Below are 13,396 nucleotides of genomic sequence, written 5' to 3' on the forward strand. Positions count from 1 at the left end.
CGCCGCGCGGACAACCTCATAGGGCTGACACCGACGCCGTCCTCACGGAATCCACCGTGGTGACGGCGTCGGCGCGTGTACTCCCCGTACCGGCACGCACCCGCTCCGCGCACCGGTGCGCAGCCGCCGGCCCGGACGCCCGCCGACCGCCCCGGCAGGCGGCCACCGGCCAGGGATGCCCATGGGTGGCCGGTAAGCGCTCCCCGCACCCCTCATGGGCCCTCTCGGGCCTCTGTGCGGCGGCACCGAGCCAGTAGAGTCAGCCGCCATCGGATCGGCGGGCACCCGCCCGCCGGAGGCCAGGGAGCGGAAGCGTGCTGATCCCCCACGACACCAGGATCGCCCTCGACACGGTGGTCGATCTGCTGAACACGGCGCCGGAGAGCGAACCGCCGGCGAGCGGGCTGCCCGGGGCCGGGCCGGCCGACGGCCTCGTCGGCATCGAAGCGCTGTACGACTTCACGCGCCGCCATCGCATCAGCGGGGTGGGCGAGCTGCACGAGAAGGACCTGCGCGCCGTACGGGACGTACGGACGCGCTTCGCCGAGATCTTCGCGACGGACGACGCCGTGACCGCCGCCTCGCTCGTCAACGCCCTCGTCGCCGCCGCCGGCACCACACCGCAGCTCAGCAACCACGACGGCTACGACTGGCATGTGCACTACTTCGCTCCGGACGCCTCGATCGCCGACCATCTCGCGGCCGACTGCGGCATGGCGCTGGCGTTCATCGTGGTGGCGGGCGAGCAGGAACGGCTGCGTCGCTGCGAGGCGCCGGACTGCCGGCACGCCTTCGTCGACCTCTCCCGCAACCGCTCCCGCCGCTACTGCTCAAGCCGCACCTGCGGCAACCGTCTGCATGTGGCCGCGTACCGGGCACGCCGCAAGGAAGCGGCCGGCTGACCGCTCACAGCATGAAGAGATCATGCACCGCGGCCATCAGCAGAAGACTGCCGATCACCGCGAGGAAGATCATCAAAGGGGGCTGGGAAAGCGCGAAGAGGCAACCGCGCGGCTCTTCGGCAGGGCTTGCGGGGGCATCGCCCCGGGAGGTGTCCACCATCTCGGGACGATCATGACTCAGACCGGGCCCCGTTGGCGATCAAGATGCCTTGTTTCGCCGGGAGTTCACCCGTCCCCGGGGCGCGATTCGCTCCGGTGTCCGATCGGTCGTCAGATTTTCGGTACGACAGCCCCTGAAGGGAACGTCGTTGACCCCGTCGCATCACAACAGCACAGCCCTGACCTTGAGTTCGGGACCGCCGGATGCGGGTCGGGCAACGCGCGGCGCACCGCCGGGGACCTCGGAGCCGCCCCCTTCGCCGGAATCCGCGCACCGGCAAGGGAGTTGGGCCGGGAGCGGCGCGAGGAAAGCGGAGCGGGCAGGCCCGCGCCCTCAGCGCGGTGCCGCGCTGGAGGCGCGCACCACGAGTTCCGGCTGGAGCACCACGCCGCGGTGCTCGTGGGTACCGTCCTCGTCGTCCGCCTCCTCCAGGAGGAGTTCCGCGGCCATCCGGCCCATCACGGCCGCGGGCTGACGGACCGAGGTCAGCGGTACGGCAGCGGCGGCGGCGAACTCGATGTCGTCGTAGCCGACGATGGCGATGTCGTGCGGCACCCGCACACCCGCCGCGTACAGCGCCTGCAGCACACCGAGGGCGAGCAGGTCGTTGGCGCAGAACACCGCGGTCGGCCGGGGCACAAGCCCGAGCAGCCTGGCCCCCGCGTCGCGCCCCGCCGCCACGTCCAGACGGCCGGAGGGGATCTCGACGAGGGCCTCCGGCGGCAGTCCGGCGCCGGCGAGGGCTGCCAGGGCACCCTCGCGCCGGTCCCTGATCTGGTGGAGGTCACCGGGCCCGCTGACGTACGCCACCGAGCGGTGCCCGGCCGAGACCAGGTGACCGACGGCGAGCGCACCACCACGGACGTCGTCGACGGAGACCGCGCAGGTCCCCGCGCCGGACGCCACCCGGTCCACCAGCACGAACGGGATCCGGTGACGGCGGAAGGCCTCCAGATTGCGGCCGGTCGCGTCGGCCGGGGTGACCAGGACGCCGCACACCCGCTGCTCGGCGAAGAGCCCGAGGTACTCGGCCTCCTCCGTCGGACTCTGGTCGCTGTTGCAGACCATGACGCCGAGACCGGCCTCACGGGCGGCGCGCTCGGCGCCACGGGCCACGTCGACGAAGAACGGGTTGCCCATGTCCAGGACGAGCAGTGCCATGATCCGGCTGCGGCCCGCCCTGAGCTGGCGGGCCGACTCGCTGCGCACGTACCCGAGCTCCTCGATGGCGGCCAGCACCCGGGCGCGGGTCTCCGGCAGCACCGCCTGTGGCCGGTTGATCACATTGGACACGGTGCCCACGGAGACTCCGGCCTGCCGGGCCACATCCTTGATCCCTGCCACGCGCGCCACTTGCCCTGCCCCACTGAATGCCCTCGGCCGCACCCGTCCACGGCGCCGCCCCGACGTACGGGCGTGCCCGCGAGCCGCCCGGCCGTTGCGGGCCGGCTGCCCCGGGGCCGCCCGCCCTCGGAATGATCGGAATGAATTGTTTCAAACCGCTCGGGACGCTAGCTCCCTCCCGCAACACCGTCAAGGCGCTGCATGAATCGATTCACTCCCGTCTGGAACAGCGCGCCCCCGCCGGGAGGGGGCGGGGGCGCGGGTCAGATGCCGTGCTTCTTCAGGATGGCCTCGATGTCACTGAAGTCCTCACCGGGCGACGCGGACTGATCCTTCGCCTTCGCCCTCGGGGCCTGCGCCCGGGTCGCCGGGAGCCCGGACCCCAGGGAGGGTGCCGAGGCCGCCGGGGCGACGGCCCCGTCCCGCGCCGCCCGTGCGGCGGCCTTGCGCTCCTGACGGGTACCGACGCCTCGGCGTTCGACCGCCCGTGTGGTCATGAACAGCAGCCAGGCCACGGCGAGCACCCCGAAGCCGAGCCAGACGCTCGGCTTGAAGGCGATTCCGGCGACCCAGTCCACGATCCCGGTCAGGACCAGGCCGATCGGGACCAGGGAGTAGGCGGCGATCCGGGCCGCCGCGAGGAAGCGCTTCCGGTACGCGGTGACGGCGGCGATGCCCAAGCCCGCCGCGGACACCGCGGAGCAAATGGTCTCGGCAAGCATCGGGGCCTCCATGCGCAAGGGGAAACGTCCCTTCCATCCTGCACCGCCCACCACCCGGGCGGCCATGATCCCGGACCACATCAGGGACATTTCAGGGCCGGGATCCTCCCCAGGTGCCGATTCCGAAGCACTCCGGCCGCGCGGAGCCGGGTCGGGCCCGACGCGGATTGGGACGCTCGCCCGGACCCTGGGAGACTGGCCGCATGAGCGATTCCACCCCCGCGGCGCCGGTCGTCCTCGACCTCTGGTGCGAGCTCCAGTGCCCCGACTGTCATCAGGCCCTCACCGATGTGCACGCCCTGCGGGCCAGGTACGGCGACCGGTTGGAGGTGCGGCTGCGGCACTTCCCGCTGGAGAAGCACAAGCACGCCTATGCCGCCGCGCAGGCCGCCGAGGAGGCGGCCGTCCAGGGCAAGGGCTGGCCGTACACCGAGGCGGTTCTGGCCCGCACCGACGACCTCGGCCGCACCGGCGAACCGCTGCTGATCGAGGTTGCGCGGGAACTCGGCCTGGACGCCGAGGAGATGGACACCGCCCTGATCGACGGACGCCACCTGCTGATCGTCGACGCCGACCAGGCCGAGGGCAAGGCGATCGGGGTCACCGGCACGCCGACGTACGTGATCGGCGACGAGCGGCTGGACGGCGGCAGGAGCCAGGACGGGCTGCGCGCACGCATCGAGGAGATCGTCGACCGGCTGCTCGCCAAGCAGGGCTGAGCCCGCCGGTCACGGCACTAGAGCGTCTTGGCCAGGCTGTACAGAGTCGTCCGGTAGCCGAGCGACTCGTACAGCCGCAGGGCCGGCGTGTTGGAGGCGAGGACATGCAGACCGATCCGGTCGTCGCCCGCCTCCAGCGCGATGCGTTCGGCCTGGAGCATCAACGCGCGGCCGTATCCCCGTCCCCGGAACTCCTCGCGCACCTCGACGTCGAACACGTACCCCACCAGCATTCCCGGGTGCATCTCGAATCGCGCCACCCAGACATGGCCCACGTCCTCGCCCTCGTGGACGAGGACGTGCAGATGCGCCCCCTCGGTGGCGAGGCCGTCCGGCAGATTCAGGGCGTGGCTCGTCTCGGCCTTCCTCATGGCCTGCTCGGCGGGAACGCCACGGGCGATCCAGGTCTGCGCGTACGCGGTGATCGCGTCGCGCTCCCAGTGCGTGAACTCGTCGTCGGTCATCGGGCGGCCCACGACACCGTCCGGCAGACCGGGCGGAGCCTGCGGCAGTTGTTTGACCATGTTCCGGCTGCGCTCGGCATAGCCCAGCGCCGTGGCCAGCCCCTGCGCCGCCGTCTCGTCCGCCCGGACCGCCGCTGTCACCTGGGTGCAGCCCCATCCGCGCAGCACCTCCTCGGCCGCAAGCACCGCGATGGTGCCGCGACCGCGCCTGCGTCGGGTTTCGTCGATGCGCAGGGAGCGGAGCACACCCGCCTGTGCGCCGAAACCCGGATCCGTGCCGATCTCGACTGCGCCGACGGGCCGCCCGTTGTCGCACACGTCGTACGCACGGTTCTTCACGCCGTCGGCGCCTTGCTGGATCGGCCCGGTCGGCCGGAGGGTCGTGGTCATCGGAGACGTTCTATCCGGTGAGCCCCGCCGCGTCACCCGTTTTTACGGGTTCGAGGCACGGGTTCTACGGGTCGAGGTCGTTCCCGGCCCGCTCGTCGAAGATCCGCATGGCCTTGAGGGTCACCGGCCCGGGCCCGCCGGGCAGCTCCCGGTCGTCCACCCGGTGGACGGCCTGCACATCACGCAGGGTGGAGGTCAGGAAGATCTCCTCGGCCCGCTCCAGGACGTCGAACGGCAGGTCGGTCTCCTGAGCCCCCGTCCACTCCACGGCCAGCGCGCGGGTGATCCCGGCGAGGCAGCCGGAAGCGACCGGCGGGGTGTGCAGCTGCCCGTCGAGCACGACGAAGACATTGGACCCGGTGCCTTCGCAGAGCCGTCCGACCGTGTTGGCGAAGAGCGCCTCGGACGCGCCGTGCCCGTGGGCGCGGGCGAGGGCGACGACGTTCTCGGCGTACGAGGTCGTCTTGAGCCCGGCGAGCGCGCCGCGTTCGTTGCGCGTCCAGGGGACCGTGATCACGGCGGTCGTGTCGGGGCGGCGCCCCGCCTCCCCGAGGGCGACGACGAGGCCGGGGCCGGCGTGGCCGCGGTCCGAGCCGAGCGGGGAGAGTCCTCCGGTGTAGGTGATGCGCAGCCGGCCGAGCGCCGTCGGATTGGCGTCGACGACGGCGGCGCAGGCGCGGCGCACCTCGTCGAGGTCGGGGTCGGGGAGGCCGAGGCCGCGGGCCGAGCGGGTCAGCCGGTCGAGGTGGCGGGTGAGGGCGAAGGGCCTGCCGCCGACGGTCTTGACCGTCTCGAAGATGCCGTCCCCCACGGTGAGCCCGTGGTCGAGTACGGACACCCGGGCGTCGTCGGCGTCCCGCAGTCCGCCGTTGACCCAAATCCTCATCACGCGGTCCTTCCAGTCTCTTCGTGAGCGCCCGACGCTACAGCGAGCAGCCGGGCGGCCTTCAGTTCGGTCTCGTCCCATTCGCGCTCCGGGTCCGAGCCCCAGGTGATACCGGCCCCGGTGCCGAAGCGGAGGGCCGGGGCGGCGCCGGTCCGGTCGATCCAGAACGTCCGTATGCCGACGGCCAGGGCGGCGGTGCGGCGGTCGGCGTCGACCCAGCCGATGCCGCCGCAGTAGGGCCCGCGCGGCGCGGTCTCCAGGGCCTCGATGATTCCGAGGGCGCTGGACTTGGGCGCGCCGGTGACGGAGCCGGGCGGAAACGCTGCGTCGAGGAGTTCGGGCCAGCCGGTGCCCTCGGCGAGCTCCCCGCGCACGGTGGAGACGAGGTGGACGAGGCCGGGGTGCTTCTCCACCACGCAGAGGTCGGGGACCGTGACCGATCCGGTGGCGCAGACCCGGCCGAGGTCGTTGCGGACCAGGTCGACGATCATCACGTTCTCGGCGTGGTCCTTCTCCAGCAGATCGCCCTCGGTCCGCCCGGTGCCCTTGATCGGTCCCGACTCGACGGTCCGGCCGTCCCGCCTCAGGAAGAGCTCGGGGGAGGCGGTGGCGATCTCCACACCGTGCGCGGGCAGCCGGATCGTTCCCGCGTAGGGAGCCGGGTTGCCGCGCGCCAGCAGGGCGGTCAGCGCGTCCACGTCCGAGGCGGCCGGGTCGGGCAGTGCCGCGGTCATCACCCGGCAGAGGTTGGCCTGGTAGACCTCGCCCGCCGCGATGTGCTCGCGGATCCGCCGCACACCCGCGGTGTAGGCGGCACGGTCCAGGGACGAGCTCCAGTCACCGGCCCCGGGCCCGCGCCAGGCGCCGCGGACCGGGGCGGGCACCGCTTCCGTACGTACCGTGCCGAAGCGCGCGCAGACGAGTCGTCCCTCGAAATCGGCGGACACGGCCCAGAAGCCGGACGAGTCGAGGGCGGTGGGATCACTGGTCACGTCCTGCAGATCGGACGCGACGAGGCCGCCGAAGCGGGCCATTGGGGCGAGGGCGTGCACGCCGTTGAGTCTAGGACGGTGCGTGATGACCTGCGCCGGGACGAACGCACCTCAGCACGCTGCACAAACGCGTTTTTGTACTGGCCCGGGAATCCGCTAGAGTTCAACACGTCGCCGGGACGCGCAAGCGGACCGGGAAAGACAAGCGGACGTAGCTCAGTTGGTAGAGCGCAACCTTGCCAAGGTTGAGGTCGCCAGTTCGAACCTGGTCGTCCGCTCGCAGAAAGTGGGGGATCTTCCCGAACCCCCACTCCTGGTGGAGTGGCCGAGAGGCGAGGCAACGGCCTGCAAAGCCGTCTACACGGGTTCAAATCCCGTCTCCACCTCCAAGGACGATTAGCTCAGCGGGAGAGCGCTTCCCTGACACGGAAGAGGTCACTGGTTCAATCCCAGTATCGTCCACTGATCCACAAGGATCCCCGCGCGATTAGCTCAGCGGGAGAGCGCTTCCCTGACACGGAAGAGGTCACTGGTTCAATCCCAGTATCGCGCACGCAGTACACGCAGGTTAACCCTGCGCGATTAGCTCAGCGGGAGAGCGCTTCCCTGACACGGAAGAGGTCACTGGTTCAATCCCAGTATCGCGCACCAGCACAAGCCCCAGTCGTCTCGACGACCGGGGCTTCGTCGTTTCCGCGGTGAGCGGCGGCCCGTGCGTCGGCGCGCTGCGGGCCCGGACACCTCCCGCCGGACGCTTTCCGTCCGTGCCCGCAGCGCCTTCGCTCAGGAGGAGAAGAGCATGTGGCCGAAGCTCTTGTGCCGGTAGTGACCGCCGTGGTGGCCACCGTGGTGCTGCGGGGCGCCCCAGGCAGGCGCAGGGGCGGCCGGATAGGCCTGCGGGGCGGGCGGGTATGCCTGCGGCGGGGCGGGCGGGGCGGGTGGGGCCTGCTGCGTCCACTGGGCCTCGATGCGGGTCAGGGACTCCAGCTCGCCGTAGTCGAGGAAGATCCCCCGGCAGCCGCTGCACTGCTCGATCTGTATGCCATTGCGGTTGTACGTCTGCATCTGTGCGTGGCACTTGGGACACTGCATGGTTCGGCTCACTCCTCGCCGTCGGGTCGCCGCCGCCGGAATGCATGCCCGGCGGCGGTCGGTTCAGCCTACGACGAGTGTTCGGCGGCCAACTCGGGCGGGAGAGAGGCAATTCGGGCACAGGCATCGATCATGGTCTGTTCCACCTCATCCGGAGTCCGGCCCTCCGCCGCGGACTTGGCGAGGGCGAGTGCCGCGGTCTGAACGGTCAGGGCACGGGCCGGGACGTCCAGTTCGGGCCAGGGGTCGCCCTCGGCCGGTACGGCGGGTCCGCCCGCCGCCCGGTAGGTGTCCAGGAAGCGGAGCCAGACGCCGGGGGGCAGCAGTCCGGCCGCGTACCACGCCGCGGGGCGGGCGAGGTCCCAGGCGGGGTCACCGAGACCGGTGTCGTCGATGTCGATGAGCAGCCAGGGGCCGTGCGGCGCGGGGTGGCGGACGAGTTGGCCGAGGTGCAGATCGCCGTGGCAGAGGAAGCCGGATCGGTGCGATGGTGCGGCGGCCTCGCCGCGGGCCCAGCCGGGCAGGCGGTGCCAGGCTTCGAGTACGGGGGCGGTGGCCGGGTCGGCGGGGCGGGCGGCGCGCATCCGCGCAACGGCGAGCGCGGCCTTGGCGGGTCCCCGCATGGGCGGGAGGGCGAGGGAGGGCGGGGTCCGGTGCAGTCCGGCGAGCAGGGCGGCGGCCTCTTCCCAGGGGGCGGCGTCGGGGTCGCCGGGGTCGACGGGCCGGCCGTGGGGCCACAGGGTGACCGGGCGGCCGTGGAGCGTGGAGGCGCGGGTGCCCAGCGGGGCGAGCAGGATGCCGGTCAGGCGGGGGTCGTTCGCGAGGGTCAGGCGGCTCAGCAGGTCGGCGGTGTCCGTACCGGGCGCGTGAACCTTGGCGACGACGGGGCCGCTGCGGACCACCGTGCCGTCCGCGCGGTCCGCGAGCACGGCCGGTGGCGGGCAGGCGCAGTCGGCCTCGGGTCGGGTATGGGCGGCCCGGTGGGCGAGAGCGCCGAGCGCGCGTACGACTGCGGTGGTCACGGTCTCCCCCGGTGGCGGGTGCGGGCGGGGCCGGTCCGCTCCGGTCCCGTCGATGAGCGTACGCGCGCCGCACAAAGGGCCCGGACAGCGCGATGTCCGGTCAGCTCCCCAGCTGACCGGACAAACGCTGCCGTCCGCCGCACCCCCGTCCCCACGGGGTTGTTGGCCGGATGTCCCGGTCCGGACCGCTCTTCCGGACCCGGGGCGCCGCTCAGCGCCCCAGCATCACGCCCACGGACGACGCCTGTGTGACCACCGCGTCCCAGCCGCCGAAGACGACTGTGAGCAGGGCCGCCAGAGGAAGAACCATCGCCGTCGCCACCAGCGGGTGGCGCGTACCGGACGACGGGCGGCCGCCGAACGCGGCATGGACCCTGCGTCCCCGCGTGCGGGTCATGGTCCGCGTTGCCGTGTCCGCCATGGTTCCTCTCCTGACCGTATGTGGGGCGGCGGGCGTGTGACCTCGGGGGACGAGTACTGCACCCGCCGCTTGACCTCAACATTAGGGACGCCGAGGGCGTACGACGTCATGCCCTCGTACCGAATGCCGGGCCTCCCGGAGGATGAGCCGTGGGTAGCCGGTGTACTCCCCTGGGTGGAGATCGGGCGCCTGCATTCCGGGTCATCCCGGAGGGGTGCCCCGGGGGCTACCCGGAGCATTGCGGATCCGGCGGGCGGACGAATGCGGCGGCGGCCCGGACGCGGGGCTCGGACGAGGCCGTCTGCGGGTCGGACCATGACCATGACCGTGACTTCACTCACTCGCCCACGCCCCGGTTCCCGGCAACGGGCCGGTGCGGTGTCGTCCCGGCCGGTGCGGGCCCGTACCCGCCGGGTCGCCGTGCCCCGCCGCACTCGCCGGTGCCGCGGCCCTGCGAGCGCCAACCCCTCGTCACCGCAACCGCATTGAGAACCGGACGGCGTTCGGGGCCCGACCGGCCCTCGCCCCACTTCCCGTCATGGGCCGTGCCACGCACCGACAATCGATCCGCGGGCGAGGGCGCGGCCTCTGAGCGCCCCGGGCGCCGGGTACGTAAGCTGTGCCTCGTCAGGCGTACCAGGCAGCGGGGATGGGCAGACATGGCGATGATGCGGCTCCGGCGCGAGGACCCGCGTGTCGTCGGCTCGTTCAGGCTGCACCGGCGGCTCGGAGCGGGCGGCATGGGTGTCGTCTACCTCGGTTCGGACCGGCGGGGCCAGCGGGTGGCGCTGAAGGTGATCCGGCCGGATCTGGCGGAGGACCAGGAGTTCCGCTCGCGGTTCGCGCGCGAGGTGTCCGCCGCCCGGCGGATCCGCGGCGGCTGTACGGCGCGCCTGGTGGCCGCCGATCTGGAGGCGGACCGCCCGTGGTTCGCCACGCAGTACGTCCCGGGGCCCTCGCTGCACGACAAGGTGGCCGAGGAGGGCCCGCTGTCGGCGGCCGAGGTGGCCTCGATCGGGGCGGCGCTCTCCGAGGGGCTGGTGGCGGTGCACGAGGCCGGTGTCGTCCACCGCGACCTGAAGCCGTCGAACATCCTCCTCTCCCCCAAGGGCCCCCGGATCATCGACTTCGGGATCGCCTGGGCGACCGGGGCGTCCACCCTCACCCATGTCGGTACGGCGGTGGGTTCGCCGGGATTCCTGGCTCCCGAGCAAGTACGCGGCGCGGCGGTGACGCCCGCGACGGACGTGTTCTCGCTCGGTGCCACGCTGGCGTACGCCGCGATGGCCGACTCGCCTTTCGGACACGGCAGTTCCGAGGTGATGCTGTACCGGGTGGTGCACGAGGAACCGCAGCTGTACGACGTGCACGACGCGCTGGCGCCGCTCGTGAGCGCCTGTCTGGCGAAGGACCCCGAGGAGCGGCCGAGCACGCTTCAACTCTCCATGCGGCTCAAGGAGATCGCGGCACGGGAGGCGCAGGGACTGCACGAGAGCCGTCCGCCCGTCCAGCGTTCGGCGCAGGAGCTGGACCGGCCGACCGGCCGTATCGACGGCCCGTACACCGAGCAGCAGACCCGGCGTACGGCGCCTCCGCCGCCCCGTCGGCAGAAGCAGAAACAACCGCAGAGCGGTCGGCAGGCCACGTCGTCGCGGGCCGGGTCGCCGCGTACCGGTGGTTCGCGCCCGCAGCCGCATCAGCCGCCGCGCAGCACGACACGGTCCGGCAAGCGCCCGCAGGGCACGAACGGGACGAACGGCCGGCCGGGCACGCGCTCCGGGGTCCGCAAGACCTCGACGGGGCGGCGTCCCGCCAACCCGAGGCTGCTGCGCCAGCGGCTCGTCGTCTTCGTCGTGGTGACGCTGCTGGTGGCACTGGGCATCGCGGCGGCTCAGGGCTGCCAGGGGCCGGCCCGCGGGCTGGGCACCGACCGGCCCCAGGTCCAGCCGCAGAGCCAGGAGCAGGCGCAGAGCCGGGGCGAGGTGCGGGCCCGGGTTCAGGGGCTCCGGTAGCCGGTCAGCTCTGCGGGCGGCCCGAGGCCACGGCGTAGAACGCGACCGCGGCGGCGGCTCCCACGTTCAGCGAATCGACGCCGTGCGCCATCGGGATGCGCACCCATTCGTCGGCGGCGACCAGGGCCTGGGTGGAGAGTCCGTCGCCCTCGGCGCCGAGCATCAGCGCCACCTTGTCCATCCGGTGCGGTGCCGCCTCGTCGATGCTGCTGGCCTTTTCGTCCGGGGTCAGCGCGAGGAGTTCGAAGCCCGCTTCCCGTACGGTCTCCAGGGCCTTGGGCCAGGTGTCGAGGCGGGCGTAGGGGACGGAGAAGACCGCGCCCATCGAGACCTTGACCGAACGCCGGTAGAGCGGATCGGCGCAGTCCGGCGAGAGCAGCACCGCGTCCATGCCCAGGGCGGCGGCGCTGCGGAAGATCGCTCCGATGTTGGTGTGGTCGTTGACGGCCTCCATGACGACCACCCGGCGGGTCGTCGCCAGCAGTTCGTCGGCCGTCGGCAGCGGTTTGCGCTGCATCGAGGCGAGAGCGCCGCGGTGGACGTGGTATCCGGTGACCCGCTCGGCGAGCTCGGGGCTGACCGCGTACACCGGGGCGGGGACCTCGTCGATGACATCGCGCATCAGATCGACCCACTTCGCCGAGAGCAGCATCGACCGCATCTCGTACCCGGCGTGCCTGGCACGTCTGATCACCTTTTCGCCCTCGGCGATGAAGAGCCCCTCGGCGGGCTCTCGCCTGCGCCGGAGTTCGACATCGGTCAGTCCGGTGTAGTCGCGCAAGCGGGGGTCGTCGGGGTCGTCGACGGTGATGAGGTCAGCCACGGGTTTGATACTGCCTTGTCCGGTGTGTGGTGCCAACGGCTTGGGAGAAGATCTGTTACCGCTGGTTACTCGGCGGGGGTGCGGGCGGTGCTCGTGCCGGCTATGCGGCGGGCAGCGGTGCGGGGCCCGTACCGACGGCGACGACGTCGCCGATGACGATGACGGCCGGAGGGCGTACGTCTTCGGCGACGGCCCTTTCGGCAACGGTCGCGAGCGTCGCGTCGACCCGGCGCTGAGCCGCCGTGGTTCCCTCCTGGACCAGGGCGACCGGGGTCTCGGGGGCCTTGCCGTGGGCGATGAGGGTGCGGGCGATGGCGGCGATCTTGTCGACGGCCATCAGGAGCACGAGGGTGCCGCGCAGCTTGGCGAGAGCCTGCCAGTCGACGAGCGAGCGTGCGTCGTCGGGGGCGACGTGGCCGCTGACGACGGTGAACTCGTGGGCCACCCCGCGGTGGGTGACGGGGATTCCGGCCGCGCCGGGCACGGAGATCGAGCTGGAGATGCCGGGGACGACGGTGCAGGCGATGCCTTCGGCGGCGAGCGCGCGGGCCTCCTCCATGCCCCGGCCGAAGACGAACGGGTCGCCACCCTTGAGCCGCACGACGGCCTTGCCCGCCTTGGCGTGCTCGATGAGCGCCTGGTTGATCGCCTCCTGGGCCATGGAGCGGCCGTACGGGATCTTCGCCGCGTCGATCACCTCGACATGCGGCGGGAGTTCGTCGAGCAGGTCGCGCGGGCCGAGGCGGTCGGCGATGACGACGTCGGCCTCGGCGAGGAGGCGGCGGCCGCGCACCGTGATCAGGTCGGGGTCCCCGGGACCGCCGCCGACCAGGGCGACGCCGGGGGTCCGCATGCGGTGGTGGGGCGCGGCGAGCGTGCCCTCGCGCAGTCCTTCCACGATGGCGTCGCGGACGGCGGCGGAGTGGCGCGGGTCGCGGTCGTGGGTGTCGGTGGTGAGGACGGCGACGGTCACGCCTTCGCTGCGGCCGGTGGCCGGGGTCCAGGCCGTGGCGGCGTCGGCGTCGTCGCTGCGGACGCACCAGGTGCGGGTGCGCTCGGCCTCGGCGGAGGCGGCGTCGTTCGCCGCGGTGTCGTCGGACGCGATGAGCGCGTACCAGGCGTCGGCCAGGTCGCCGTCGGCGTACGCGCGGCGCTCCCAGCGGATCTCGCCGGCGTCGGCCATCGCCTCGACGGACGGGGTCGCGGCCGGCGATACGAGGAGGATGTCGGCGCCCGCCGCGATGAGCGCGGGAAGGCGGCGCTGGGCGACCTGGCCGCCGCCGACCACGACGACGCGGCGGCCAACGAGAAGCAGTCCGACGGGGTACGCAGGGTGATCGGCGTGATCTGCGTGCTCGGCCATGGCGGTGCGGGCTCCTCGTACGGGGGGACGGAGTGCGGCGGCCGCTGCGGCGGTGGAGCGGCTGTGACGTGCGGGCTTGTGGGC

General features: G+C 72.5%; 14 protein-coding genes and 5 tRNA genes. 8 read left to right on the forward strand and 11 right to left on the reverse strand.

Annotated elements, in window-relative coordinates; all coding sequences use genetic code 11:
• Positions 1-314 precede the first annotated feature (314 nt).
• Positions 315-902 (forward strand): CGNR zinc finger domain-containing protein, encoded by a 588-nt coding sequence (locus ACIOMQ_RS15260; protein WP_362205556.1) that lies wholly within the window; start codon positions 315-317, stop codon positions 900-902.
• A gap of 4 nt (positions 903-906) precedes the next feature.
• Here the strand turns inward: ACIOMQ_RS15260 and ACIOMQ_RS15265 are convergent, their stop codons facing one another.
• From ACIOMQ_RS15265 to ACIOMQ_RS15275, 3 genes are all read right to left on the reverse strand, one after another.
• Positions 907-1,062, reverse strand: coding sequence for a hypothetical protein (locus ACIOMQ_RS15265; RefSeq protein WP_266363071.1), 156 nt, complete (start codon positions 1,060-1,062; stop codon positions 907-909).
• Positions 1,063-1,395: 333 nt separating this feature from the next.
• Positions 1,396-2,415, reverse strand: a complete 1,020-nt coding sequence (locus ACIOMQ_RS15270; protein WP_362205551.1) for a LacI family DNA-binding transcriptional regulator — start codon at positions 2,413-2,415, stop codon at positions 1,396-1,398.
• A gap of 254 nt (positions 2,416-2,669) precedes the next feature.
• Entirely contained in the window at positions 2,670-3,128 is a 459-nt protein-coding gene (locus ACIOMQ_RS15275) for a hypothetical protein (protein ID WP_362205548.1), read from the reverse strand.
• A gap of 203 nt (positions 3,129-3,331) precedes the next feature.
• Between ACIOMQ_RS15275 and ACIOMQ_RS15280 the strand changes: the two genes are divergently transcribed.
• Complete coding sequence (locus ACIOMQ_RS15280) at positions 3,332-3,847, forward strand: DsbA family protein (protein WP_362205545.1); 516 nt, start codon at positions 3,332-3,334, stop codon at positions 3,845-3,847.
• Positions 3,848-3,864: 17 nt separating this feature from the next.
• On the opposite strand, the gene ACIOMQ_RS15285 is transcribed toward ACIOMQ_RS15280, so the two are convergent.
• The 3 genes from ACIOMQ_RS15285 to ACIOMQ_RS15295 form a co-directional block, all read right to left on the reverse strand.
• Positions 3,865-4,701, reverse strand: a complete 837-nt coding sequence (locus ACIOMQ_RS15285; RefSeq protein WP_362205542.1) for a GNAT family N-acetyltransferase — start codon at positions 4,699-4,701, stop codon at positions 3,865-3,867.
• 64 nt (positions 4,702-4,765) lie between these two features.
• Positions 4,766-5,587, reverse strand: coding sequence for an aminotransferase class IV (locus tag ACIOMQ_RS15290; protein WP_401267282.1), 822 nt, complete (start codon positions 5,585-5,587; stop codon positions 4,766-4,768).
• Positions 5,587-6,621 (reverse strand): chorismate-binding protein, encoded by a 1,035-nt coding sequence (locus tag ACIOMQ_RS15295; RefSeq protein ID WP_402189301.1) that lies wholly within the window; start codon positions 6,619-6,621, stop codon positions 5,587-5,589. The genes ACIOMQ_RS15290 and ACIOMQ_RS15295 overlap by 1 nt, the downstream gene beginning before the upstream one ends.
• 163 nt (positions 6,622-6,784) lie before the next feature.
• On the opposite strand from ACIOMQ_RS15295, the gene ACIOMQ_RS15300 reads away from it, so the two are divergent.
• The 5 genes from ACIOMQ_RS15300 to ACIOMQ_RS15320 all read left to right on the forward strand — a co-directional run bounded on the left by ACIOMQ_RS15300 (position 6,785) and on the right by ACIOMQ_RS15320 (position 7,230).
• Positions 6,785-6,857, forward strand: a tRNA-Gly gene (locus tag ACIOMQ_RS15300).
• A 37-nt stretch (positions 6,858-6,894) separates the two neighbouring features.
• Positions 6,895-6,968 (forward strand) — tRNA-Cys (locus tag ACIOMQ_RS15305).
• Position 6,969: 1 nt separating this feature from the next.
• Positions 6,970-7,041 (forward strand) — tRNA-Val (locus tag ACIOMQ_RS15310).
• Positions 7,042-7,060: 19 nt separating this feature from the next.
• A tRNA-Val gene (locus ACIOMQ_RS15315) sits at positions 7,061-7,132 on the forward strand.
• A gap of 23 nt (positions 7,133-7,155) precedes the next feature.
• A tRNA-Val gene (locus ACIOMQ_RS15320) sits at positions 7,156-7,230 on the forward strand.
• Positions 7,231-7,362: 132 nt separating this feature from the next.
• On the opposite strand, the gene ACIOMQ_RS15325 is transcribed toward ACIOMQ_RS15320, so the two are convergent.
• The 3 genes from ACIOMQ_RS15325 to ACIOMQ_RS15335 form a co-directional block, all read right to left on the reverse strand.
• Entirely contained in the window at positions 7,363-7,671 is a 309-nt protein-coding gene (locus ACIOMQ_RS15325; protein ID WP_362205536.1) for a zf-TFIIB domain-containing protein, read from the reverse strand.
• Between the two features lie 68 nt (positions 7,672-7,739).
• A complete protein-coding gene (locus ACIOMQ_RS15330; protein ID WP_401938680.1) occupies positions 7,740-8,693 on the reverse strand; it encodes a phosphotransferase family protein in 954 nt (317 codons plus the stop codon).
• Between the two features lie 211 nt (positions 8,694-8,904).
• Positions 8,905-9,114 carry a hypothetical protein gene (locus ACIOMQ_RS15335; RefSeq protein ID WP_362205530.1) on the reverse strand — a complete coding sequence of 70 codons (210 nt, stop codon included), beginning with the start codon at positions 9,112-9,114 and terminating at the stop codon, positions 8,905-8,907.
• A gap of 659 nt (positions 9,115-9,773) precedes the next feature.
• On the opposite strand from ACIOMQ_RS15335, the gene ACIOMQ_RS15340 reads away from it, so the two are divergent.
• Positions 9,774-11,126 carry a serine/threonine-protein kinase gene (locus ACIOMQ_RS15340; RefSeq protein ID WP_401755453.1) on the forward strand — a complete coding sequence of 451 codons (1,353 nt, stop codon included), beginning with the start codon at positions 9,774-9,776 and terminating at the stop codon, positions 11,124-11,126.
• A 4-nt stretch (positions 11,127-11,130) separates the two neighbouring features.
• On the opposite strand, the gene ACIOMQ_RS15345 is transcribed toward ACIOMQ_RS15340, so the two are convergent.
• Together ACIOMQ_RS15345 and cobA are read right to left on the reverse strand one after the other, a co-directional pair.
• Positions 11,131-11,949, reverse strand: a complete 819-nt coding sequence (locus ACIOMQ_RS15345; RefSeq protein ID WP_362205524.1) for an RNA methyltransferase — start codon at positions 11,947-11,949, stop codon at positions 11,131-11,133.
• A 100-nt stretch (positions 11,950-12,049) separates the two neighbouring features.
• Positions 12,050-13,312, reverse strand: coding sequence for a uroporphyrinogen-III C-methyltransferase (gene cobA, locus ACIOMQ_RS15350; RefSeq protein ID WP_402189175.1), 1,263 nt, complete (start codon positions 13,310-13,312; stop codon positions 12,050-12,052).
• Between the last annotated feature and the right edge of the window lie 84 nt (positions 13,313-13,396).

The organism is Streptomyces sp. NPDC087845, assembly GCF_044742755.1.
Classification (GTDB): Bacteria; Actinomycetota; Actinomycetes; order Streptomycetales; family Streptomycetaceae; genus Streptomyces.

Excerpts from the sequence above, each read along its gene's own strand:
- ACIOMQ_RS15265 (WP_266363071.1), bottom strand. The coding sequence starts at position 1,062 with ATGGTGGACACCTCCCGGGGCGATGCCCCCGCAAGCCCTGCCGAAGAG.
- ACIOMQ_RS15275 (WP_362205548.1), bottom strand. The coding sequence starts at position 3,128 with ATGCTTGCCGAGACCATTTGCTCCGCGGTGTCCGCGGCGGGCTTGGGC.
- ACIOMQ_RS15280 (WP_362205545.1), top strand. The coding sequence starts at position 3,332 with ATGAGCGATTCCACCCCCGCGGCGCCGGTCGTCCTCGACCTCTGGTGC.
- ACIOMQ_RS15285 (WP_362205542.1), bottom strand. The coding sequence starts at position 4,701 with ATGACCACGACCCTCCGGCCGACCGGGCCGATCCAGCAAGGCGCCGAC.
- ACIOMQ_RS15290 (WP_401267282.1), bottom strand. The coding sequence starts at position 5,587 with ATGAGGATTTGGGTCAACGGCGGACTGCGGGACGCCGACGACGCCCGG.
- ACIOMQ_RS15295 (WP_402189301.1), bottom strand. The coding sequence starts at position 6,621 with ATGGCCCGCTTCGGCGGCCTCGTCGCGTCCGATCTGCAGGACGTGACC.
- ACIOMQ_RS15325 (WP_362205536.1), bottom strand. The coding sequence starts at position 7,671 with ATGCAGTGTCCCAAGTGCCACGCACAGATGCAGACGTACAACCGCAAT.
- ACIOMQ_RS15335 (WP_362205530.1), bottom strand. The coding sequence starts at position 9,114 with ATGGCGGACACGGCAACGCGGACCATGACCCGCACGCGGGGACGCAGG.
- ACIOMQ_RS15340 (WP_401755453.1), top strand. The coding sequence starts at position 9,774 with ATGGCGATGATGCGGCTCCGGCGCGAGGACCCGCGTGTCGTCGGCTCG.
- cobA (WP_402189175.1), bottom strand. The coding sequence starts at position 13,312 with ATGGCCGAGCACGCAGATCACGCCGATCACCCTGCGTACCCCGTCGGA.